Annotated in this window: 19 protein-coding genes and 2 pseudogenes; 9 read left to right on the forward strand and 12 right to left on the reverse strand. The window is 68.5% G+C overall.

Going from position 1 to position 21968, the window contains the following annotated elements; genetic code table 11:
• Window positions 1-10 precede the first annotated feature (10 nt).
• A complete protein-coding gene (locus IPK27_11930) occupies window positions 11-3052 on the forward strand; it encodes a diguanylate cyclase (protein ID MBK8068301.1) in 3042 nt (1013 codons plus the stop codon).
• A gap of 96 nt (window positions 3053-3148) precedes the next feature.
• Here IPK27_11930 and IPK27_11935 read toward each other — a convergent pair whose 3' ends face one another.
• The 4 genes from IPK27_11935 to IPK27_11950 are packed head-to-tail and all read right to left on the reverse strand — an operon-like array spanning window position 3149 to window position 5633.
• Complete coding sequence (locus IPK27_11935; GenBank protein ID MBK8068302.1) at window positions 3149-3781, reverse strand: 1-acyl-sn-glycerol-3-phosphate acyltransferase; 633 nt, start codon at window positions 3779-3781, stop codon at window positions 3149-3151.
• A complete protein-coding gene (arfB, locus tag IPK27_11940; protein ID MBK8068303.1) occupies window positions 3778-4218 on the reverse strand; it encodes an aminoacyl-tRNA hydrolase in 441 nt (146 codons plus the stop codon). Before arfB ends, IPK27_11935 begins: the two co-directional genes overlap by 4 nt.
• Entirely contained in the window at window positions 4215-4697 is a 483-nt protein-coding gene (locus IPK27_11945; protein MBK8068304.1) for a YajQ family cyclic di-GMP-binding protein, read from the reverse strand. The genes arfB and IPK27_11945 overlap by 4 nt, the downstream gene beginning before the upstream one ends.
• A 60-nt stretch (window positions 4698-4757) precedes the next feature.
• A complete protein-coding gene (locus tag IPK27_11950; protein MBK8068305.1) occupies window positions 4758-5633 on the reverse strand; it encodes a DMT family transporter in 876 nt (291 codons plus the stop codon).
• A gap of 277 nt (window positions 5634-5910) precedes the next feature.
• Here IPK27_11950 and IPK27_11955 point away from each other — a divergent pair, with 277 nt between their 5' ends.
• Window positions 5911-7884: a UvrD-helicase domain-containing protein gene (locus IPK27_11955; GenBank protein MBK8068306.1), complete on the forward strand. Its 1974-nt coding sequence runs from the start codon at window positions 5911-5913 to the stop codon at window positions 7882-7884.
• 117 nt (window positions 7885-8001) lie between these two features.
• Here IPK27_11955 and IPK27_11960 read toward each other — a convergent pair whose 3' ends face one another.
• Window positions 8002-9225, reverse strand: coding sequence for a threonine/serine exporter family protein (locus IPK27_11960; protein MBK8068307.1), 1224 nt, complete (start codon window positions 9223-9225; stop codon window positions 8002-8004).
• A gap of 71 nt (window positions 9226-9296) precedes the next feature.
• Here IPK27_11960 and IPK27_11965 point away from each other — a divergent pair.
• Together IPK27_11965 and IPK27_11970 are read left to right on the forward strand one after the other, a co-directional pair.
• Window positions 9297-9716 (forward strand): annotated as a pseudogene (locus tag IPK27_11965) (DMT family transporter).
• Window positions 9717-9897: 181 nt separating this feature from the next.
• Complete coding sequence (locus tag IPK27_11970; GenBank protein ID MBK8068308.1) at window positions 9898-10173, forward strand: DMT family transporter; 276 nt, start codon at window positions 9898-9900, stop codon at window positions 10171-10173.
• A gap of 178 nt (window positions 10174-10351) precedes the next feature.
• Here IPK27_11970 and IPK27_11975 read toward each other — a convergent pair whose 3' ends face one another.
• Both IPK27_11975 and IPK27_11980 read right to left on the reverse strand, forming a co-directional pair.
• On the reverse strand, window positions 10352-10801 hold the full coding sequence (locus IPK27_11975; GenBank protein ID MBK8068309.1) for an NfeD family protein: 450 nt from the start codon (window positions 10799-10801) through the stop codon (window positions 10352-10354).
• Complete coding sequence (locus tag IPK27_11980; protein ID MBK8068310.1) at window positions 10801-11727, reverse strand: SPFH/Band 7/PHB domain protein; 927 nt, start codon at window positions 11725-11727, stop codon at window positions 10801-10803. The genes IPK27_11975 and IPK27_11980 overlap by 1 nt, the downstream gene beginning before the upstream one ends.
• Window positions 11728-11994: 267 nt before the next feature.
• Between IPK27_11980 and IPK27_11985 the strand changes: the two genes are divergently transcribed.
• From IPK27_11985 to IPK27_12000, 4 genes are all read left to right on the forward strand, one after another.
• Entirely contained in the window at window positions 11995-12690 is a 696-nt protein-coding gene (locus IPK27_11985) for a hypothetical protein (GenBank protein ID MBK8068311.1), read from the forward strand.
• 119 nt (window positions 12691-12809) lie between these two features.
• Window positions 12810-13886 carry a CDP-6-deoxy-delta-3,4-glucoseen reductase gene (locus IPK27_11990; protein ID MBK8068312.1) on the forward strand — a complete coding sequence of 359 codons (1077 nt, stop codon included), beginning with the start codon at window positions 12810-12812 and terminating at the stop codon, window positions 13884-13886.
• A gap of 254 nt (window positions 13887-14140) precedes the next feature.
• Window positions 14141-14440 carry a DUF2845 domain-containing protein gene (locus IPK27_11995; protein ID MBK8068313.1) on the forward strand — a complete coding sequence of 100 codons (300 nt, stop codon included), beginning with the start codon at window positions 14141-14143 and terminating at the stop codon, window positions 14438-14440.
• Window positions 14441-14568: 128 nt separating this feature from the next.
• Window positions 14569-15426 (forward strand): pirin family protein, encoded by an 858-nt coding sequence (locus IPK27_12000; GenBank protein ID MBK8068314.1) that lies wholly within the window; start codon window positions 14569-14571, stop codon window positions 15424-15426.
• A gap of 87 nt (window positions 15427-15513) precedes the next feature.
• Here IPK27_12000 and IPK27_12005 read toward each other — a convergent pair whose 3' ends face one another.
• The 5 genes from IPK27_12005 to IPK27_12025 form a co-directional block, all read right to left on the reverse strand.
• Entirely contained in the window at window positions 15514-15981 is a 468-nt protein-coding gene (locus IPK27_12005; protein ID MBK8068315.1) for a lasso peptide biosynthesis B2 protein, read from the reverse strand.
• 4 nt (window positions 15982-15985) lie between these two features.
• Window positions 15986-16444, reverse strand: a complete 459-nt coding sequence (gene bcp, locus IPK27_12010; protein ID MBK8068316.1) for a thioredoxin-dependent thiol peroxidase — start codon at window positions 16442-16444, stop codon at window positions 15986-15988.
• Between the two features lie 143 nt (window positions 16445-16587).
• Window positions 16588-17205: an SRPBCC domain-containing protein gene (locus tag IPK27_12015; GenBank protein MBK8068317.1), complete on the reverse strand. Its 618-nt coding sequence runs from the start codon at window positions 17203-17205 to the stop codon at window positions 16588-16590.
• A 174-nt stretch (window positions 17206-17379) separates the two neighbouring features.
• The gene (locus IPK27_12020; GenBank protein MBK8068318.1) at window positions 17380-17778 is read right to left on the reverse strand and encodes a DUF1761 domain-containing protein; all 399 of its coding nucleotides are present in this window, start codon (window positions 17776-17778) and stop codon (window positions 17380-17382) included.
• Window positions 17779-17988: 210 nt separating this feature from the next.
• Window positions 17989-18855, reverse strand: coding sequence for an AraC family transcriptional regulator (locus tag IPK27_12025; GenBank protein ID MBK8068319.1), 867 nt, complete (start codon window positions 18853-18855; stop codon window positions 17989-17991).
• Window positions 18856-19201: 346 nt separating this feature from the next.
• Here IPK27_12025 and polA point away from each other — a divergent pair.
• A pseudogene (gene polA, locus IPK27_12030) lies at window positions 19202-21923 on the forward strand (DNA polymerase I).
• Window positions 21924-21968 lie beyond the last annotated feature (45 nt).

The raw sequence follows: 21968 nt of genomic DNA on the forward strand, positions 1-21968 counted from the left end.
TTGAGCCGCCATGAGCCATGTCGCGCGCACGCCAGCCTGGATCGGGCTGGCGTGGTGTGCGGCGCTCGCCTGGAGCGGGCTGCTGCCTGCGGCCACCGAGTACACGGTGGCGGACGGCCTCAGCCAGAACTCGGCACTGGCGCTGGCGCGCGATGACGACGGCTATCTGTGGATCGGGACCGAAGACGGACTGAACCGCTTCGACGGCTACGAGTTCCGCGTCTATCGTCCGTCCGATCGCGACCCGGGTGCCACCGCCTCCGCCTACATCCGCGACATCGCCGTCGGCGGCCGCTACCTGTACCTGGCCACGAATGGCGGCGGACTGTCGATCTTCGACCGCGTCAGTGCGCGCTTCCGTGCGGTTGGCGTGGCGGACGGCCTTCCGGCGGAGCACTACAATGCGGTCGACCTGCCGCAGCCGGGCACGCTGTACCTGGCTTCGCGCAGCGGATTGCACCGGGTTGACTGGCAGGGCGACCCGCTGACCGCGAGCTTCACGGTCAGGCCGATCGCGGTCGGCGCCGACCCACCGCGCCGCGACATCTGGGAGCTGCGCCGCGGCCCCAGCGGGCTGTGGGTGGGCAGTGGCGACGGCGCGTTCCGTGTCGACGCGGATGACCGCGTGCAGGCGCTCGACATCTCCGGCGCCGAGCGCCCGTTCAACATCGATTCGCTGCTCGAGGTGCCAGCCGGAACGCTGTGGATCGGCACCTGGAACCACGGCCTGTATCGCGTCGAACTTGCGAGCGGAAGAACGCGCCGCTTCCTGCCCGGCAACCCCGATTCGCCCGGGCTGCGCACGCGGCGCATCCTGAAGCTCGCTGCCGGCCCGGGTGGCAGTGTCTACATTGGCAGCGACCGTGGCCTGGCCTGGTTCGATCCGGTCTGCGACTGCGTCAAGGCGCTCGACCACCGGCGCTCGGCGCGGGTTGCCGGGCGCGGTTTCCTGGTGGAGGCGCTGGATGTGGACGAGCGTGGCGGCGTTTTCGCCGGACACTGGGGCGAGGGCCTGGTGCGCTTCACCCCATCCGACCTGGTGTTCCACGTCGAACGCCACCGCGACGAGGGCGCCGCAGGACTGGCGCAGGGCCGCGTGCGTGCCCTGCTGGAGGACAGCCGTGGGGACCTGTGGGTCGGCAGCTACGGCGGCGGCGTGCAGCGCGTGGCGGCAGCCGACCGGCGCGACGGGATTGCGTGGCCCTTCCAGGCGCTACCCATCGACGGCGCCCCGGAGGGCGCGCGCCTGGTGTGGAGCCTGCTGCAGGATCGTGCCGGGCGCGTGTGGGCAGCCACCGAAGAAGGCCTGTACTGGACCGACCCTGAGCGTCCGCAATGGCGCCGAGAACCGGCGTTGCCAGCCTCCCTGCGCGCCGGCAGCACGCGCGTGATGCTCGAAGACGTCGACGGACGCCTGTGGGTGGGATCGTCGTCCGGGCTGTGGCGCTTCGACGCCTTCGGTGAACCGCGGCGGCCGGTACCGCTGGCGCGCGCGGGCGCCGAGGAGCCCTGGTTCGCACAGCAGGACCGCAGCATCTATGCCTTGCACCGCGACAGCGAGCAGCGCATCTGGGTGGGCACGTCGGGTGGCCTGCACATCCTCGACGCCGACGGGACACCGCTGGCGCGCTACCGCGTCGCCGATGGACTGCCTGGCGCCATCGTCTGGGATATCCACCGGCACGCCGACGGCACGCTGTACATCGGCAGCAATGGCGGCCTCGCCCGGATCGTCCAGGCGAGCGATGTAGCCGCACTGCGCTTCGAGCCGATCGGCCGCCTGGCCAGCCTGCCCAGTGGGATGATCTATGCGATTGCCAGCGATCGTCAGGGCCAACTCTGGCTCACCAGCAACCGTGGCCTGATCCGCTTCGACCCTGCCAGCCTGCGCCACCGCGTCTGGCGCCGCCGCGACGGCATCGCCTCCGACGAGTTCGCCAGCGGCGCGGTGGCTGCCGGGAGCCAGGGCTGGCTGTATTTCGGTGGCATCGACGGCCTGACCGCGGTGCAGCCCGAGCGCCTGCGCGATCTGCCCGAACCGCCGCGTCCCAGCCTGGCGCGGGCGACCATCGGGGATGCCGAGCTGCCTCCGGCCGCCGGGCCTACACAGCTGCCGCAGCTGGATCTGCAGCATGGGCACGCCCCGTTGATCGTCGATTTCACCGGTCTGGTCTACGACTCTCCTGGTGCTGTTCGCTTCCGCTACCGCCTCGACCCGACTGCTACTTTCCATGAGCTCGGCACGCGCCGCTCGCTGATCCTGGACCGCCTGCCGTACGGGGAGCACGGTCTGGAGTTACGCGTGGACAACGAAGACCGGAGTGCCACGCGCGAGTTGCTGCAAATCCGCGTTGCACCGCCGTACTGGGGCACCTGGACCTTCCGGTTGGCGGCCGGCACGGCCCTGGTGCTGCTGCTGACCGCCGCCTACCTGCTGCGCACCCGTCAATTGCTCCGCCAGCAACGCAAGCTGGAGGCTGAAGTCGGCGCACGCACGCGCGAACTGCGCAACCAGAAGGAGGCACTGCAAGCCACCGCCGAGGCGCTCGCCACGGCGAATGCGAAGCTGCGGACGCTGTCCACCATCGACCCGCTGACCGGATTGCCGAACCGGCGCGAGCTGATCGAGCGCATCGCCCGTTGGCTGGCAGAGCCGCAACCGCTGGCGCTCTCGGTGATCGACCTGGACCAGTTCAAGCGCATCAATGACGAGCATGGGCACCTTGCGGGAGATGCCGTGCTGCGCGATTTCGGCGCGCTCGCGACGAGTCTGGCGCAACGCCGCGAGGTCATCGGACGCTGGGGCGGCGAAGAATTCCTTGCACTGCTGCCGGGCGCCGATGGCAGCAGCGCGCAGGCCTGGGCCGACGAGCTGCTCGCGCGCGTGCGCAGCCGCCGCGTCGCCACCGGCACTGGTAGCATTGGCTACCGCATCAGCCTGGGCGTGGCCCTGGCAACGGCAGGCGATGACATGGACGCCCTGGTGGCGCGGGCCGATCGCGCGCTTTACCAGGCCAAGGAGGCAGGCAGGGATCGCGCGGTGGTGGGATGAGGTCCGTTGCTGACACCTCCCTGCCCTCCCCGGCCTCGCGGACGGCGCCATCGCAAGCCCCGCGCCCCTTGCCCGCATGGCCTTCACGGCCTGCCGTCAGGCCTGCAGCACATCCAGCGGCAAGGGGCTCTTGCCGTGCTTGCCGACGAACTGCCGGTAGTAGTCGTACAGCCGCGCCAAATCCGCTTCCTTGTCGCCGCCCGGATGGAACAGCGGACCGACCACGAAGCGCTTGCCGGGGAAGTCGATCGACACCAGCAGAATCGGCACCCCGGCCTCGCTGGCGATATGCCAGAAGCCGGTGCGCCATTTGCGCACTTTCTTGCGCGTGCCCTCGGGCGCCAGGAACAGCCACAGCGGCTCCCGTGTGGTCTTCAGCATCTCGGCCATCTGGCCGACCGCGCCGCGCGGATTGCTGCGGTCGGTGGGAATGCCGCCAAGGCCGCGCATCAAGCCAGCCAGGCCGTGCTTGAACAGCGAATCCTTGCCCATCCAGGTGGCGCGCACGCCCATCGCGTAGGCGGCGGAAATGCCGATGATCCCGTCCCAGTTGGAGCTGTGCGGCGCGGCGATCGCCACCAGCCGCGGCACATCCGGAAACTCGCCGACCACGCGCCAGCGGCTGCAGCGAATCACCAGGCTGCCGATCCAGCGCACCAGCCGCTGGCCGCGGATGCGCGGGGTCTGGGGCGGGATCGTGAGCAGCTTCTCCTGCAGGCCGAAGCTCATTCGTCGAAGCCCCGCTTGCTGCGCAACTGCTTGACTCCGGCGCGCGCCTTCTTGGCGTCCACCCGGCGGTGCTGCGAGGCGCGCGTGGGCTTGGTCGCGATGCGCTTCTTCTGCTCGATGGTGTGGCTGCGCAGCAGGTGCGCCAGGCGCTCGCGCGCATCCGCGCGGTTGCGCTCGAGGGTGCGGAAGCGCTGCGCCTGCAGCACCAGCACGCCCTCGTTGGTCAGCCGGCGGTCGCGCGCGGCGAGCACCTTGGCCTTCAGCCAGTCGGGCAGCGTGGGCGAGTTCTGCACGTCGAAGCGCAGCTCCACGGCGGTGGAGACCTTGTTGACGTTCTGCCCGCCGGGGCCGGAGGAGCGCACGAAGCGTTCGACCAATTCGGTCTCGGGCAGCGGCAAGCCGGGCAGGATCTCGAGGTTGGCGGTCTCGGCGTTCAATCGCGGAAATTCTCGAACTGCAGCGGGATGTCGAGCTCGGACGCGCGTAACAGCGCGATCGCGGTCTGCAAATCGTCGCGCTTCTTGCCGGTCACGCGCAGCTTCTCGCCGTTGATCTGCGCCTCCACCTTCAGCTTGGCGTCCTTGATCCGCTTGATGATGTCCTTGGCGATCTTCTGCTCGATGCCCTGCTTCAGCGTGACTTTCTGCCGCGCCGCCGCGAGGTTGACCTCGGGGTCGGCAATGTCCATGCAGCGGATGTCGATGCCGCGCGCCACCAGCCGGGGCTTGAGGATCTCCAGCATCTGCTTGAGCTGGAAATCGCCCTGCGCCTTCAGGGTGACCACGAACTCATCCAGTTCGAAGGTGCAGCCGGTGCCGCGGAAATCGAAGCGGTTGGAGAGCTCGCGATTGGCCTGGTCGATGGCATTGCGGACTTCGTGCTTGTCCAGTTCGGAAACGATGTCGAAGGAAGGCATGGGCGGGCCGGGTGTTGGATCGCCGGGATTCTAAGCGCTCGATCGGTAAAGGAATGGAATTCAGGCCGCGGCCTGGACTCGCTGCGGCGCCGTCAGGATCCCGATACCCACCAGCACCACCGCGGTGCCGGCCACCTGCAGCGCGCTGATGCGTTCATCCAGCAGCCAGTGGCCGAGGAACAGCAGCGACACCGGCCCGAGCATCGACAGCTGCGAGGCGCGGCCGGCGCCGATGCGGACTATCGCGAACATGGTCAGGAACACCGGCGCCACGGTGCACATCAGCGCATTCGCCAGCGACAGCCAGAGCACCGGCGCCGGCTGCAGCAGGGTGCGTGGCGGGTGCACCAGCAGGTAGTGAATCAAGGTGCAGGCAGTCGACACCAGCATCACATAGGACACCAGGCGCAGGCTGCCGATGCGTGCGACGATCTCGCCCGACTTGACGAGGTAGATCGCATAGGCCAGCGTCGCGCCGAACACCAGCGCGCTGCCGAGGAGCACGTTGCCGCCGTCGAAATGCAGGTGCTCGACGAACACCAGCACGATGCCGGCATAGCTGATGCCGAGCGCCCAGCGCTGCCGCCGCGGCACCGGCCGGCGGTACAGCAGCACGCCGAGCAGCAGCACCAGGGTTGGCGTCAGGAACAGGATCAGCCGCTCCAGCGCCGCGGCGATGTGCATGAGACCCCAGAAATCGAGGTAGCTCGACACGTAGTAGCCAACCAGGCCCAAGAGCCCGATCTGGCGCCAGTCGGCCGCCGTCAGCGCGTCCCCGCGCGCCCGTGCGCGGCGGGTCTCGATCGCCGCGACCAGCGCGAACACCGGCAGCGCCAGGCCCATGCGCAGCGTCATCAGGGTGATCGGGTCGATGTCGTAGCGGTACAGGAACTTGGCCAGGATTGCCTTGGCTGAGAACAGGATCGTCGCCGACATGGCGAGCGCGTATCCGGTCAGCTCGGTGCGACGGGTGGGGTTCAAGGCCGGTTCCTGGTCGTTCCGGGCCCGCGAGCATGGCGTCGCGGTGGTGGTGGAGTTGCTCGGCAGGAGCGCAGCCTGCTCTTGGGTCCGCAAAGGACGCAAAGGAAGGCAGATTCAGGGTCACCTCTGACCGCGCGCCACGGCTCTTCTTGGCGTCCTTTGCGTCCTTTGCGGACAAAAATGAGACCCGCCCCTAGACTCGCGCCCCCGACTCACCGCCGCCTCGCCCCCGATGCTCAACCCGCAACAACAGGAAGCCGTGCGTTACCTGGATGGGCCGCTGCTGGTGCTGGCCGGCGCGGGCTCGGGCAAGACCAGCGTGATCACGCAGAAGATCGCGCACCTGATCAAGTCGGGCCTCTACGCCACGCACGAGATCGCCGCGATCACCTTCACCAACAAGGCCGCGCGCGAGATGCGCGAGCGCGTCGCCAAACTGCTCGGCGAGGGTGGGGCGGAAGGGCTGACGGTATCGACCTTTCACGCGATGGGCATGCGTTTTCTTGAGATCGAGCACGCCAAGGTCGGGCTGCGGCGCGGGTTCTCGATCCTCGGCGAGGACGATTCGCGCGCGCTGATCAAGGACCTGGCGCCGAAGGGCGCCGGCAACGAACTGCTCGACCGCTGGCGCAGCCTGATCGGTCGCGCCAAGAACCAGGGGCTCAATCCCGAACAGGCGCTGGCACGCTCGCAGACCCCGCGCGAGCGCGAAGCGGCCGAGCTCTACGCCAGTTACGCGCAGCGGCTGACCGCGTTCAATGCAGTGGATTTCGATGACCTGATCGCGCTGCCGGTGCGCGTGCTTGAGAGCTTCGACGAAGTGCGCGAGAAGTGGCAGCGCAAGCTGCGCTACCTGCTGGTGGACGAATACCAGGACACCAACGATGCGCAGTACCGGCTGCTGCGGCTGCTGTCCGGCGAGCGCGGGCTGTTCACCGCGGTGGGCGACGACGACCAGTCGATCTACGCCTGGCGCGGCGCCAACCCGGACAACCTGATCGAGCTCGGGCGCGACTACCCGAAACTCAAGGTGGTCAAGCTCGAGCAGAACTACCGCTGCGCCCAGCGCATCCTGCGCGCCGCCAATGCGGTGATCGGGCAGAACCCGCACCTGCATCCCAAGCAACTGTGGAGCGCGCTGCCGGAGGGCGACCCGATCCGCATCGTCGCGCGCGGATCGGATACCGACGAGGCCGAGTTCGTGGCGATGGAGATCGTGCACAAGCGGCTGGTCGACAAGCTCAACCCGCGCGATTTCGCGGTGCTGTTCCGCGGCAACCACCAGGCGCGCGCGCTGGAACTGGCGCTGCGCGCGCTGAAGGTGCCGTATCACCTGTCCGGCGCCACGTCCTTTTTCGACCGGCAGGAAATCAAGGACGTGATGGCCTACCTGCGCCTGCTGGCCAATCCCGAGGACGATGCTGCCTTCGTGCGCGCGGTCGGCACGCCGCGGCGCGATGTGGGTGCCGCCACCCTGGAGAAGCTCGCCGAGGCCGCGCGCAGCCGCGGACTTCCGCTGGCGAAGGCGGCCGCCTCGCACGCGCTGCTGGCCACCTTGAGCCCGCGCGCGGCGCGCGCGCTGTCGGCCTTTTCCGAGCAGCTCGACGGCTGGCGCCGCGCCGGCAACAGCCTGAAACCGCGTGCGCTGATCGAGCAGCTGATCCGCGAATCCGGCCTGGTGCAGCACTGGCGCGAGGACAACAAGAACCCGCAGGTGGCCGAGCGCCGGCAGCAGATGGTGCAGGCCTTCCTCGACTGGATCGGCGAGCGCCGCGAGACCTCGGTCAGCCAGCTGCTGACCCAGTTGATGCTCGAAAGCCAGGACGACGAACCCGGCGACCGCGTGCGCCTGATGACCCTGCACAGCGCCAAGGGCCTGGAGTTCCGCCACGTCTACCTGGTCGGCGTGGAAGACGGCATCCTGCCGCACGTGTCCTCGCTGGACGAAGGCCGCGAGGACGAGGAGCGCCGGCTGTTCTACGTCGGCATGACCCGCGCCAAGGAAACCCTGACGCTCTCCTACTGCCGCGTGCGCAGCCGCTACGGCCGCGAGGAAACCCCCGAGCCCAGCCGCTTCCTCAAGGAAATGCCCGCCAGCGAAGTGCGCTGGGTCGGCAAGGACGAGAAGACCGTGAAGACCGCGGAGGAGAAGGCGGCAGCGGCCAGGCCGCACCTGGATGCGTTGAAGGCACTGCTGGGTGCGTGAGAAGAGGGTTGTGGGTTCTGGGTTGTGGGTTGTGGGCGGCAACGGCTCGTGCGCCGAGGCTTTGCGCTTTTGATCCTGCTGCCCACAACCCACAACCCACAACCCACAACCCGCCCCTTACATCCCCTTCCTCGGCGGCACCACGCTGTTCCCCAGCAGCAACCCGGCCACCAGCGCGGCGACCAGGGTGACCACGCTGAAGGCGGTGTCGAGGCCGAGGAAGACGTCCTTCTCGAACACGAAGGTCAGGCTCTTGAAGCCCACCGAGCCCGGCACCAGCAGGATCAGGCCGGGCAGGCGGAAGGTGGCGCCGGGGCGGTTGGCCCAGCGGGCGTAGATGTTGCTGAGCACGGTGACGACGAAGGCGGCGGTGAACAGGCCGAGTTCCGCACCCATTGCGGCGATCGCGGTTTGCGACGAGAGGTAGCTGACGATCGCTGCCAGGTAGACCACCCACCAGTCGCGGATGCGCGCTCGGAACAGCAGGGCGAAGGCCGCGGCGGCGACCAGCAGCGAGGCCGGTTGCAGCCAGGCCGGGAGCGGCTGGCTGAGGTGCGGCAGCGGATCCCAGCCCAGCGCACCCGCCAGCCGGCTGCCGACCAGCGCGCCGAAGGCGAGCTTGAGCAGCACCGCCACCGCGCCGGCGAAGCGCGCGGTGCCGGAGACCAGGTGGTTGGTCGCGACTTCAGCCGCCGCGGTGGTCAGGGTCAGCCCGGGCAGCAGCACGATCAGCCCGGCGGTCAGCACCAGCGGCGAGATCGGCGTCAGCGCATGCGCGATCCAGGCCGTCAGCAGCGCCACGAGGAAGGCCGCGAGGGCGTCGAAAGTGGCCGCCAGCCGCGGGTGCGGTGCGGTGAGCATCGCCAGCACGCCCAGCATCAGGCCCATCGCGCTGGCGCTGGCGATATCGGCCCAGCCACCCTTCAGCAGGCCGGCCACGCCGGCGGAGGCGAGCACGAAGCCGAGCACGATCTCCAGCCACTGGCGGACCGGCGCGTCCGGGCGTCCCGCATGCTCCAGCAGCTGCATGCCCTGCGCGGCGCTGAACTCACCCCGGATCACGCGGCTGGCAATGTCGTCGAAGCGCCATAGCCGCCGCAGGTGGATGTCCCCGGGTTCCAGGCGCACCACGCGGGTGATGGTCTGCTGGTCGTTGCGGGCACCCAGCGGGCGAATCGTCGCGATGATCGCCGTCGGGCTCGACCAGATGTGAGTATCCAGGTCGAGCTTGCGGCTGACGGCGTTGATCACGTCTTCCAGGCGCGGCGCGGTCGAGCCGCCCTGGTGCAGGCGGCGCGCCAGTTCGATGACGAAATCGCATTGGGCGCAGTAGTCGGCCATGCGCGGATGATGCGTGAGGGCGGCGCGACGCGCGCGCCCTCGCCCGGTGGCACTCTCAGACAGGATTCAGTGTGCAAGCAGGACTCGGCGAGCTGTTTTCGATCGGTGCGGCGGCCAGTTGGGGCGCTGGCGTGGTCCTGTACAAGCAACTCGGCGCGCGCATGCCGCCGGTGGCGCTGAATCTGTACAAGAACATCATCGTCACCGCCGCGATGATCCCCACGGTGCTGCTGGTCCACGGCCCGGCGCTGCCGCAGCTCACGAGCTGGCAGGTGGTGCTGACGCTGCTCTCGGGTGTGCTCGGCATCAGCCTGGCCGACACCCTGTACTTCAAGGCGCTGAACACCCTGGGCGCCGGGCGCACCGGGGTGCTCGGCAATTTGTTCAGCCCGACCGTGATCCTGCTGTCCTTCCTGTTCCTCGGCGAGAGCCTGAGCCTGCTCCAGTTCAGCGGCTTCGGGCTGGTCATGATCGGCGTGTTGCTGGTCAACCAGCGACGCAGCGACGAGCCACTCGCGCCGGCGCAACTGCGGCGCGGCGTGGCGACCGGCATCCTCGCGGTGGTGCTCAACGCCAGCTGCATCGTGATGATCAAACCGGTGCTGGAGGTGGCGCCCTTCTTCTGGGTGGCGCTGCTGCGGATCGGCGCCGCACTGCTGCCGATCATCGGCAGTGGTGGCGGCGCCTGCGCATCACCGCGCCCCGCCCCTGCGCAGCCTGCCATGGACCCTGCTGATCGTCGCCGCGCTGCTCGGGCAGTACGTGTCGATGCTGCTGTGGCTGGCCGGCTACAAGTACACCAGCGCCTCGATCGCCTCGATCCTCAACGAGACCGCGTCGATCTTCATCCTGCTGTTCGCCTGGATCTGGCTCAAGGAGCCGCTGTCGCGGCGCAAGCTCGCCGGCGTGGCGTGCACCTTTGGCGGCGTGGGGGTGATGCTGCTTTGAAGCGGGGGAGAAGGGGGTACGAGAGGGGTTTTAGGGGGGGCCGAAAGGGAGGCGGGCGGCAGGCCGCAGGCCTCGTCGCCAGCCTGTGGGCGCGGGCTCTCGCCGACAAGTGCCAATGGCAGGAACCGCGTGCGGCCCGCTTTCCCTCCTTCACCCACCCTTCACGCTTCTCAACCACTCACTGCTTCTCCACCAGCAACATCTGCTCCTGCACGCCGGTCACGCGCACCGTGGTGCCGACCGCCATGTCTTCGCCGACGGCGGTCCACAGGGCGTCGCCGACCTTGACCTTGCCGCGGCCGTTGACGATGGCCTGGTCGAGAGTGAAGCTGCGGCCGACGAGTTGTTGCGCGCGCTTGTTGAGCAGCGGTTCGTCGCGGCTCGCCGCCGGATGCCGCCGGCGCCAGGCGCGGAAGCCGAGCAGGGCGCCAAGCGAGAGCACGGCGAAGGCGACGATCTGCACCTGCCATGGCAGCACCGGCACGATCCACACGGCGGCGCCGACCACCAGCGCGGCGATGCCGAACCACAGCAGGAAAGCGCCCGGCGCGAACACTTCCAGCAGCAGCAGGATCAGGCCGGCGATGATCCACTCGGTCGGCGAAATCGTCTGGTACCAGGGCAACATCAGGATTGACCTCCCTGCTGCTTGACCGCGACCGCCTTGGCGATCTCGGCGATGCCGGCGATCGAGCCGATCACGCTGGAGGCTTCCAACGGCATCAGCAGGGTTTTCTGGTTCGGGCTGGTGGCGAGCGCCTGCAGCGCCTTGATGTACTTGTCGGCGATGAAGTAGTTGATCGCCTGCACGTCGCCCTTGGCGATCGCTTGGGACACCATCATCGTCGCCTTGGCTTCGGCCTCGGCCAGGCGCTCGCGCGCCTCGGCGTCGCGGAAGGCGGCTTCGCGGCGGCCCTCGGCTTCCAGCACCGCACCCTGCTTTTCGCCCTCGGCGCGCAGGATCTCGCTGGCGCGGCTGCCCTCGGCTTCCAGGATCGACGCGCGCTTCTCGCGCTCGGCCTTCATCTGGCGCGCCATCGCGTCGACCAGGTCACGCGGCGGCTGGATGTCCTTGAGCTCGATGCGGTTGACCTTGACGCCCCAGGGGTGGGTGGCCTCGTCGACCACCCGCAGCAGCTTGGCGTTGATCTCGTCGCGCTTGGACAGCGATTCGTCGAGGTCCATCGAGCCGATCGCGGTGCGGATGTTGGTCATCACCAGCGCGATGGTCGCCTGCTCCAGGTTGGACACCTCGTAGGCGCTCTTGGCCGCGTCCAGCACCTGGTAGAACACCACGCCGTCGACCTTGACCACGGCGTTGTCCTTGGTGATCACGTCCTGCGAGGGCACGTCGAGCACCTGTTCCATCATGTTGACCTTGCGGCCGACCGAGTCGATCAGCGGCACCAGCAGGCCAATGCCCGGCTCCATCGTGTGGGTGTACTTGCCAAAGCGCTCCACCGTCCATGCGAAGCCCTGCGGCACGAAGCGGATCGAGCGGAAGATGACCACGGCGACAAAGCCGAGGAACACCAGGATCAGGATGTTTTCCATCGCGCGGCTCCGTTTGCGGTAGCCGGCAGTCTAGCGCGGGGCGGCGGAAAAGCGGGCACGGGGCGCGGGGCGCGGAAAGACCTTGGGCCAGATTCTTGTTTGTGCGCTGACTGCGGAGTTCGTTTGAACGCGTTGGTGACGCGGGAGCCCCGCCATGCGGGCTGTGCCCTTTACCACGTCCGCTTCACCGCCACACTCTAGCCAAACTGCTCAGTTTGGCTTCACAATCGGAACGCCCCGATTCATCACAGACACAGGAGATCCACCATGCGCAATCGCGTGTTGACGGCAGCCCTGCTGGCGGCCCTATCGGCCCCGGCCTTCGCACAGGATGCAGAGGAAGAGGAATCGGGCCCGTTCTCGTTCAACATCGGCGTGGTCAGCGACTACGCTTTCCGCGGCGTGTCGCAGACCAATGAGGGTCCGGCCTTCCAGGGCGGCATCGATTACGCGCACGACAGCGGCTTCTATGCCGGCGTGTGGGCGTCCAACGTCGATTTCGTCGATGGCGACGGCGCCAATGCCGAGATCGATTTCATTGTCGGCTGGTCGACGGAATTCACCGACACGATCGCCTTCGACGTATCCCTGCTGCGCTACGCCTATCACGACCAGAGCGCCTACGAATACAACGAGCTGATCTTCAACCTCGGCGTCGGCGACTACCTCGGCTTCCAGCTGGCGTATTCGAACGATGTGTTCAATTCCGACGAGACCGGCATTTACTACCAGGTCAACGGCTCCTACCCGCTGCCATGGTGGGAACTCACGCTGGGCGGCTCGCTCGGACACTACGACCTCGACGACGCGCTGGGCGATTCCTACCAGGATTACAGCATCGGCCTGTCCAAGCCCTTCGGCCCGATGACGGTGGGGCTGCAGTGGGTGCATGCCACCGACGACATCGACTGGGGCGACAACGGCGGCTCGCGCACGCTGCTGACGGCGGTGTGGGAGTTCTGATCCGCGCCTGAGCACCGGTACCGACGACGGGGGCTGCGGCCCCCGTTTTCGTTGCTGCCCGCGGGTTTCCGGATGCTGCGCTGAGGCTAATTTCACCGCCGTCGAGCGATACTGCGCGAATGGATACAGACCACCGGGTATCGCGGGCGCAGGTGCAACTGGCCGGCAGCGGCAAGTCCTTTGCTGTCGAGCCAGGCGAGACCGTACTCGCGGCCGCGCGCCGCGCCGGACTCGGCTTGCCCTACAGCTGCCTGTCCGGCAGTTGCGGCAGTTGCAAGGGTCAGGTCCTGAGCGGTGGCGTCGAGTATCCTTACAATCCGCCGAACGCGCTCAGCGAGCGTGAGCGTGATGCTGGCCAGGCGCTGCTGTGCCAGGCCGTGCCGACCAGCGACCTGACCGTCGCCATCCGCGAGGTGGAGGCGGTGGCCGGCATACCGATCCGCCAGCTGGCGGTCAAGGTGGCGGCCAAACACCGATTGTGCGACGACGTGATGGAGCTGAAGTTGCTGCCGCCGCGTCGCGAGCCGCTGAACTATTTGCCGGGCCAGTACCTCGACATTCTGCTGCCCGAAGGCAAGCGCCGCGCGTTCTCTATCGCCAACGCGCCCCAGCATGGCGAGACCCTGGACCTGCACGTACGCCGCGTGGCCGGCGGCGGCTTCACCCAGTACGTGTTCGACGAACTGCGCCTCGGTCAGGTGCTGCGCATCGAGGCGCCGCTTGGCACATTCGTCCCGCGCGAAGGCGGCGACCGCCCGATCGTGCTGATGGCCGGTGGCACCGGTTTCGCGCCGATCAAGGCGATCGTCGAACACCTGCTGGACCGCCATACTCACCGTGCGCTGCACGTCTACTGGGGCGCGCGGCACGTCAGCGACCTGTACCTGGACAACCTGTGCCGCCAGTGGCAGGCGCAGCACGCCAACCTGCGCTACACCCCGGTGCTGAGCGAGGCCAGCGAACTGGAGCGGAACTTGTACCGCTCGGGCCCGGTCCACGAGGCGGTATTGAAGGATTTCACGGATCTGTCCCGATTCGACGTCTACATGAGCGGGCCGCCGCCGATGATCGAAGCCGGCCGGCGCGCTTTCGTTGCAGCGGGCTTGCCGGAGGACCGGTTGTACTACGATTCCTTCGACTACGCCCCCGACGTGCTCGCCGCGCTGATCCGCGCGCGCAGCATGGCGCCGGGGTGAGACGGTGTTCGCGGGCGCGCCGGCGAGAACCCGGTTGTCGGTTGCTGGTTGTTGGTTGTTGGCAGCAAGAGCCGGTGTGCCGCGAGACAGTCGAAGCGGCTTCAGCCGCGATCTCTTCCGCAGCCGCCGGAGAGATCGCCGACGGAGTCGATTCCTGCAGGACTGCGGTGTGCGCTTCGCTGCCAACAACCGACCACCAACAACCGACAACCAACGACCAACCAACCTAGACCACTCCCAAGACCGGAGCCCGCATGCGCCTCATCCCCATCGCCCTGATCCTCCTCGCCTTCACGGCACCCGCGCATGCGCTGCGTTGCGGTAACCAACTGGTGATGGAGGGCATGACGCGCCATGAGGTACGCGAGCGTTGCGGCAATCCGGACGATACCTCCCGGCGCTTCGAGACGGTCTATCGCCAGACGGAGCAGCACGAGGCGGTGGCGATCGAAATCGAGATCGAGGAGTGGTTTTATGACTTCGGCTCGAACCGCCTGGACCGGCGGGTGATCTTCGTCAACGGCCGCGTGCACGAGATCGAGGTCGCCCAGTAGGAAGCGCTTCCATGCGCGCGGTTCCCTGTGTGAATCGCTGGGCGCGTGCCGGGACAAGGCCTGGCAACCGCGCTGATATTCGCAGAAGCGAAGGGCATCCGCACACTGGCCTTTGGTCGGAGGACGTGATGGCGCTGCAACGGTTAAATGGCACTTCGAAGGACCTGGGGGGATTCGAGGTTGCGCGCCTGCTGCCGCAACTGCGCCAGCGCGCCGTCGGCAGTTTCATATTCCTCGACCACATGGGGCCGGCGGATTTTGCGCCCGGCGCCGGCATCGACGTGCGCCCGCATCCGCACATCGGGCTGGCGACGGTGACTTTCCTGTTCGCGGGCGCGCTGCTGCATCGCGACAGCCTGGGCTCGGTGCAGGAGATCCGCCCGGGCGACGTCAACTGGATGACCGCCGGGCGCGGCATCGTCCATTCCGAACGCACCCCGCCCGCACTGCGCGAAAGCGGTTCGCCCTTGCATGGCCTGCAGGCCTGGGTGGCCCTGCCGCGCGGACACGAGGAAACCGCGCCCGATTTCACGCATTACCCGGCGGCGCGGATGCCGCGCATCGAGCGCGCCGGCGTCCACCTGCAACTGATTGCCGGTGAGGCCTTCGGCGAGCGCTCACCAGTGCGCACGCTGAGCGATCTGCATTACCTCGCCGGCAAGTTCGCACCCGACGGCCGCCTGGACCTGCCGGCCAGCCGCCAGCAGCGCGCGGTCCATGTGGTCGACGGCGAGATCGAAATCGGCAACGCCGTAGCGCCGGGCGGCACGCTTGTGGTGCTGGACGAGAGCCCCGTCACTCTCCGCGGGCGCCAGGACGCGCGCATCGCGATCCTCGGCGGCGCGCCGCTCGATGGCGAGCGTCACCTCTGGTGGAACTTCGTCTCCAGCCGCGCCGAGCGCATCGAGCAGGCCAAGGCGGACTGGCGCGAGGGGCGGTTTGCCGCGGTGCCCGGGGAAAGTGAGTTCATTCCACTGCCGGGTTGAGCGTCACCTTGCTCGCCAGGGCCCGGGCAATCGACGACGTGGCCAGCGAAGACGAAGCGGAAGCCCCGCGCCTGCCGCTCAGGCGGATCAATTCGCCTGCCGCGCCGGCGGGACCAGTGGCGGAAACACCGCGCCGGCAGGCACTTCCGGGTCCAGCGGCACGCCGGCGAGTTCGACCCAGGCGTGCGCCATGAACGGCGCCTCGCGACGAATGACCCCGATCTTGAGCTGAGCGTCCAGGCCGCGGCGGCGCAGCAGCAGCCAGAGCACCAGTGCCTGGCGCAGGCAAGTGGTGCGCCAGGGGCTGCGCGCGCCGACCGCGCGGGCGATGTGCGCCGCGCGCTGGGCGAATTCGAAATCGCCCGGATCGGCGACATTCGGCGCAGATGCAGGCACGAAGCGCGCCAGCCAGCCCCAGGTGCGCTGGAATCCGAGCAGGCGCAGCGAAAGATCGATCAGCGGCAGCAGCAGCGCGAGGCGCCCGGCAAGCGCGCGCTCGCCGGGCGGCAGTCCGGACCAGCCACGGTACAGCGACTTGCGGCTGGCCAGGGTCACGCGCTCAGCCGTTCAGCGCCGCCAGCACTTCGTCGGCGTGTCCTTCCGGCTTGACCTTCGGCCACACGCGCTCGATTTTCCCGTCAGCACCGACAATGAAGGTGGCGCGCAGCACGCCCATGTAGGTGCGGCCGTACATGCTCTTCTCCGCCCATACGCCATAGGCCTGCAGCAGCTGCTTCTCCGGATCGACCAGCAGCGGGAAGTTGAGGTCGTACTTCTTGACGAACTTCGCGTGCGCCTTGGCATCGTCCGGGCTGACCCCGAACACCGGCACGCCGAGCTTGCTGAAGTCCGGCAGCCGGTCGCGGAAGGAGCAGGCCTCCTTGGTGCAGCCGGAGGTATCGTCCTTCGGGTAGAAGTAGATCACGTAGCGCTGGCCGGCCAGCGCGGCACTGCTGATGCTGCCGGCGCTGTCGGATTCGAGGGTGAAGGCGGGGGCGGTGTCGCCGACCTTGAGCATGGCGCGGTCCTCGTGGCTGGAGATGCGCGAAGCCTACCCGCGTTGGCGCGGGTGTTGGTATGGGTTGTTGCTGTTGGAAGCTACCAGCTACCCGCCGCACCCCGGGTTCCACCAACACCCACACCATCAACCAACACTCGCTCCTACCCTTCCACCACCGCCTTCATGCGCTCCAGCGCCTCACCCCAGGCGCGGCGGTAGCCGTCGGCTTCGGCGCGGGTCTGCAGGCGGTCGATGGTCACCATCACGGTGGTCTTGGCGCCGGCCGGGGCGAACTTGATCTCGACCGGGGTGGCCAGGGTCAGGTCGGGGTCTTCCCAGGTCAGGCGGATGGTCTTCCCCGGGTTGGCCTTCTTCACCGTGGCGCGGTTGCCGTCGGCGCAGGTCCACTTCCCGCCGTCGGCGAGATCCAGCGCATTGCCGGGCCCGAACCAGCGGTCCAGCGCCGCGGCGCTGGCAAAGGCCGCGTAACAGGCATTCGCATCGGCCTTGACCGTCTTGGTGGCGCAGATGGTGTAGCCGCGCGGCTTGCCATCCTTCTCCAGCTGGTTGCGCGCGATCTCGTACTCGCAGTTGATCGTCGCCGACCACCAGGGATCGACCTTCATCTCGGCGAACAGCCACTGGCCGATCTCGCGCCGGCCCAGGGCCACACCGCCCTTGGCATCGATCGCCGCGAACCATTCAGACAGCGACTTGCCGGTGGCTGCCTTGCAACTGTCTTCGCCGACCGCGTGGTCGGATTTGCGCTCGACTTTCATGGTTTGGGTCCTCGAGAAGCGGGGGGTTGGAAAGGCGGGGGTGGAGGAGCGGGGAAGGGGGCAGGGGGACGGGACTGGGGCGGGGAGGGAGCGTGTCGCTTTCTCGCCCCGCGGCTCGATCTTCGCTGGATGTCGCGGCCCTCGCCCCCTGCCCCCTGCCCCGCTTCTCCTGGCTCAAGGCCAGAGCGCGAGGATCAGCCCGATCAGGGTGAACTGCAGCGTGTGATAGCCACCGTTGATCAGGAACAGCTTCAGGCTCTTGCGTTCGAACAGGTAGTTGATGCCGAAGCTGGATGCCACCCAGCACAAGCCCGCGGACGAACCGGCACCGAGCCCGAGCGCCAGCGGCGGACGCGGGCCGAGGAACAGCGCGAAGACGAAAGCGGCGACCAGGCACAGCACCAGCGCCAGGCCGAAGATCAGGCCCATGTTGGCGTTCTTCAACTGCTCGTCGGTGACCCCCGATTCGCGCTGCCACGCCTTGGCGAAGAGCAATGGTGAGTACCACAGGCCACCGAGGACGAAGCTGGCGACGGCGGCGGCGATCACGGCAAGGAAGTTCACTTCAGGCATGGCGAGTCTCCGGTGCTGGGGTGGGTGCAGTGTCGTTCAGATGGGCGGGTGGCGTCTTGGAAAAAAGTAACTTCCCGGGCCGGGCACGAGGGCACGGGGGCACGAAGGCACGCGAAAAGCGCTCCCTCGCGCCGAACCGACTCTTGGTGCCCTCGTGCCCGGCGTGCGAGCTTCGCCAACAACCAACAACCAACAACCCCCAAACCCGCTTCAAAGCACCACCACGCTGCCCGTGTCAGGCCGGCCGCGGCGCAGGAACTCACCCGGCGCGTAGCCGCTGAAGGCGCGGAAATCGCGCACCAGGTGGGACTGGTCGTAGTAGCCACAGTGTGCGGCCAGCTCCGTCCACGGCACCTCGTCGGCGGCGCCGAGCAGCGTCAGCGCGGACTTGAAGCGATGCACTCGCGCGAGTGCCTTCGGGCCGAACCCGACCTGGCGCTGGAACAGGCTGGAGAGGTGCTTGCGGGTATAGCCGGTCTGGCGCGCGAGTTCGTCCACACCCACCTGGCCGCCGCTGCGCGCGATGCGCTCGACTGCCCAGCGCACCGCTGGATGCACCGCGCCGCGGGGGCGCAGGCGCGCGCGCAGCCAGTCCTCCACCAGGCCGAAGCGCCCGGCGATGTCCGTCTGGTCGAGCAGCCGCTGGCGCAGCGCGAGTGCGCCGTCGCCCAGGGCATCGGCCAGGCCGATGATGCGGTCGGCCAGTCCGGACAGGTCCTCGCCCAGCCAGGGGTAGCTGCCGCAGGCGCCAAAGGCCACGCCGAGCAGGGCGTTGCCGTGCGGCGCCTCGGTGTCGATCGGACCCTGGTGCAGCCCGGAATACCAGATGTCGCGGAAGGGCACCCGGCGTTCCGGCGGGCCGGGCTCGATGCGGTACTGCGGCGGACCCAGGTTGATCAGCAACTGGCTCTGGCCCGACGGCAGGATACGGTCGCGCGCGTAGGCAACGCTGCCCTCGCCGAACCACATCGATTCGACGATCCCGGCCAGGTCCGGCGCCGGCCGGCACAGCGCCACCGTCCAGCGCCCGAGCGGCGAATCGTGCCGATGCACCTGCACGCGTGCTGCGATCGCCATCCGCGGCCTCCCCGGGTTGCGGGCGTCAAGTCTGACGCGGGGTGCGTGGCGGGGCAAATGGAGGAGAAGCGGGGGAGGTGAAGCGGGGCAGGGGGCAAGGGGCCAGCGGGGCGGCGACAGCGAACTGTTCGGCATCTTGTGGGCGACGGAAGAGCGGGGGCAGCTTGCCGTGGCGTCGTAGATCGACAGGATGCGGGACGGCGCGAGTTCGCCGCGAGGCAGGTCCCCTGCCCCTGCCCCGCTTCACCTCACCGACCCCCGCTTCACCTACCCCCGCTTCTCCGTCCCCGCTTCTCCGCCCCCAAGCCCCTATGCTCCGCGCTATCCGCAGCGCCCGGCCCGCACCATGACCACGCTCTACCTGATCGACGGTTCCAGTTTCCTGTTCCGTGCCTATCACGCGCTGCCGCCGTTGACGAATGCCGCCGGCGAGCCTACCGGCGCGCTGTTCGGGGTGGTCAACATGCTGCGCAAGGTGCTGAAGGAGGACAAACCGGAGCACCTCGCCTTCGTCTTCGATGCCTCGGGCCCGACCTTCCGCGAGGAGCTGTACCCGGACTACAAGGCCAACCGCCCGGCGATGCCCGAGGACCTGCGGCTGCAGATCGAGCCGCTGCTGAAGATCGTCGAAGCGATCGGTGTGCCGATCCTGCGCGAACCCGGCATCGAGGCCGATGACGTGATCGGCACGCTCGCCACCCAGGGGCACGCGGCGGGCATGCGCGTGGTCATCTCGACCAGCGACAAGGACCTGACCCAGCTGGTGCGCCCGGGCATCGAATGGCTCAACACGATGACCGGCGAGCGGCTCGATGCGGCGGGCGTGGAGATCAAGTTCGGGGTGCGCCCGGAGCGCATCATCGATTACCTCGCGCTGATGGGCGATGCGGTCGACAACGTGCCCGGGGTCGACAAATGCGGGCCGAAGACCGCGGCCAAGTGGCTGGCGCAGTACGGCACGCTGGAGAATGTGATCGCGCACGCCGGCGAGATCGGCGGCAAGATCGGCGAGAACCTGCGCGCGGCGCTGCCGCGGCTGCCGCTGAATCGCGAGCTGGTGACGGTCAAGACCGATTGCGAGTTGCCGGTCGGTCCGGCCCAGCTGGCGCTCGAAGCCCCGGACACCGATGCACTGCGCGGGCTGTATGCCCGCTACGGCTTCAAGCAGGCGCTGGCCGAGATCGGCGGCGGCGCGGCCGACATCGCCGCGGCGATGCCGGCGCCGGCCGAGCCCGTCGAACTGCCCGCGCCGCCGGCCGAAAAGCACTATGAGCTGGTGACGACGCGCGAGCGCCTGGCGCACTGGATGGGCGTGCTGGAGGCCGCGGCGGCCTTCGCCTTCGACACCGAGACCACCAGCCTGGACGCCCAGCGCGCCGAGCTGGTCGGCCTGTCCTTCGCAGTCGAGCCCGGCCAGGCCGCCTATGTGCCGGTGGGTCACGATTACCCCGGCACGCCTGCACAACTGCCGCTGGCCGAAGTGCTCGCGGCGCTCAAGCCGCTGCTCGAGGACCCGCTGCGCGCGAAGATCGCCCAGCACGGCAAGTACGACCTCAACGTGCTCGCGCGTTATGGCATCGCGATGGCCGGCCTGCGCTGGGACACGATGCTCGAATCGTATGTCTACAACTCCAACGCCAGCCTGCACAACATGGACGCGCTGGCGAAGAAGTACCTCGGCGTCGCCACCGTCCACTACGAGGATGTCGCCGGCAAGGGCGCGCGGCAGATCAGCTTCTCGCAGGTGGCGCTGGACGATGCCTGCAACTACGCCGCCGAGGACGCCGACATCACCCTGCGCCTGCACCGGACGCTGTGGCCGCGCCTTTCCGCGCAGCCCGGGGCCGCGCAGCGTGTTCGAGGACATCGAGATGCCGCTGGTGCCGGTGCTGGCGCGCATCGAGCGCACCGGCGTGCTGATCGACGGTGCGCGCCTGCGCGCGCAGAGCGGCGAGCTGGGCCACGCCATGCTGCGGCTGCAGCAGGAGGTGCACGCGCTCGCCGGGCATCCTTTCAGCCTGGATTCGCCCAAGCAGCTCGCCCAGGTGCTGTTCGAGGAGCGCGGCCTGCCGGTCAAGCAGCGCACGCCGGGCGGCCAGCCGTCCACCAACGAGGACGCGCTGGAGGAACTGGCCGAGGCCGACGAGCTGCCGCGCAAGATCCTCGAGTACCGCTCGCTGGCCAAGCTCAAGGGCACGTACACCGACAAGCTGCCGGAGCTGATCAACCCGCGCACCGGGCGCGTGCACACCAGCTTCCACCAGGCGGTGGCCGCCACCGGACGGCTGTCGTCCTCCGATCCGAACCTGCAGAACATCCCGATCCGCACCCCCGAGGGCCGGCGCATCCGCACCGCCTTCGTCGCGCCGCCGGGCTGGATGATCCTGGCCGCCGACTACTCGCAGATCGAGCTGCGCATCATGGCCCATCTGTCCGAGGACCAGGGCCTGATGCGCGCCTTCCGCCAGGGCGCGGACATCCACCGCGCGACCGCTGCCGAGGTCTTCGGCAAGGCCCCGGACGAGGTCACCAGCAACGAGCGGCGCGCCGCCAAGGCGATCAACTTCGGCCTGATCTACGGCATGAGCGCCTTTGGCCTGGGCAAGCAGCTCGGCATCGGCCGCGGCCAGGCGCAGGACTATGTGGACCTGTACTTCTCGCGCTATCCCGGCGTGCGCCAGTACATGGAATCCACCCGCCACCAGGCGCGCGAGCAGGGCTATGTCGAGACCGTGTTCGGCCGCCGCCTGTACCTGCCGGAGATCCGCAGCAAGAGCTTCGCCGCGCGCTCCGGCGCCGAGCGCGCCGCGATCAACGCGCCGATGCAGGGCACCGCCGCGGACGTCATCAAGCGCGCGATGATCGAACTGGACCGCTGGCTCGCCCCGCACACCGACGAGATCCGCATGCTGCTCCAGGTGCACGACGAACTGGTGTTCGAGATCCGCGAAGACCGCATCGCCCACTACCGCGACGGTATCGCCCAGCGCATGTCCGCCGCCGCCGAACTCGCCGTGCCGCTGGTGGTGGACGTGGGGATCGGGGCGAACTGGGATGAGGCGCATTGAAGCGGTGGCTGTCAGCGAGGCATTTCGCCGACAGCCGCGGAGTGA

The organism is Rhodanobacteraceae bacterium (assembly GCA_016713135.1).
In the GTDB taxonomy this organism is placed as follows: Bacteria; Pseudomonadota; Gammaproteobacteria; order Xanthomonadales; family SZUA-5; genus JADKFD01.

What these genes read in the sequence shown, in the direction of transcription:
- IPK27_11930 (MBK8068301.1), top strand. Translation starts at nt 11, where the DNA reads ATGAGCCATGTCGCGCGCACGCCAGCCTGGATCGGGCTGGCGTGGTGT.
- IPK27_11955 (MBK8068306.1), top strand. Translation starts at nt 5,911, where the DNA reads ATGCTCAACCCGCAACAACAGGAAGCCGTGCGTTACCTGGATGGGCCG.
- bcp (MBK8068316.1), bottom strand. Translation starts at nt 16,444, where the DNA reads ATGCTCAAGGTCGGCGACACCGCCCCCGCCTTCACCCTCGAATCCGAC.
- IPK27_11975 (MBK8068309.1), bottom strand. Translation starts at nt 10,801, where the DNA reads ATGTTGCCCTGGTACCAGACGATTTCGCCGACCGAGTGGATCATCGCC.
- IPK27_11980 (MBK8068310.1), bottom strand. Translation starts at nt 11,727, where the DNA reads ATGGAAAACATCCTGATCCTGGTGTTCCTCGGCTTTGTCGCCGTGGTC.
- IPK27_12015 (MBK8068317.1), bottom strand. Translation starts at nt 17,205, where the DNA reads ATGAAAGTCGAGCGCAAATCCGACCACGCGGTCGGCGAAGACAGTTGC.
- IPK27_12025 (MBK8068319.1), bottom strand. Translation starts at nt 18,855, where the DNA reads ATGGCGATCGCAGCACGCGTGCAGGTGCATCGGCACGATTCGCCGCTC.
- IPK27_11935 (MBK8068302.1), bottom strand. Translation starts at nt 3,781, where the DNA reads ATGAGCTTCGGCCTGCAGGAGAAGCTGCTCACGATCCCGCCCCAGACC.
- IPK27_11960 (MBK8068307.1), bottom strand. Translation starts at nt 9,225, where the DNA reads ATGGCCGACTACTGCGCCCAATGCGATTTCGTCATCGAACTGGCGCGC.
- IPK27_11990 (MBK8068312.1), top strand. Translation starts at nt 12,810, where the DNA reads ATGGATACAGACCACCGGGTATCGCGGGCGCAGGTGCAACTGGCCGGC.
- IPK27_11945 (MBK8068304.1), bottom strand. Translation starts at nt 4,697, where the DNA reads ATGCCTTCCTTCGACATCGTTTCCGAACTGGACAAGCACGAAGTCCGC.
- IPK27_12020 (MBK8068318.1), bottom strand. Translation starts at nt 17,778, where the DNA reads ATGCCTGAAGTGAACTTCCTTGCCGTGATCGCCGCCGCCGTCGCCAGC.
- IPK27_11950 (MBK8068305.1), bottom strand. Translation starts at nt 5,633, where the DNA reads ATGTCGGCGACGATCCTGTTCTCAGCCAAGGCAATCCTGGCCAAGTTC.
- IPK27_12000 (MBK8068314.1), top strand. Translation starts at nt 14,569, where the DNA reads ATGGCGCTGCAACGGTTAAATGGCACTTCGAAGGACCTGGGGGGATTC.
- IPK27_11995 (MBK8068313.1), top strand. Translation starts at nt 14,141, where the DNA reads ATGCGCCTCATCCCCATCGCCCTGATCCTCCTCGCCTTCACGGCACCC.
- IPK27_11985 (MBK8068311.1), top strand. Translation starts at nt 11,995, where the DNA reads ATGCGCAATCGCGTGTTGACGGCAGCCCTGCTGGCGGCCCTATCGGCC.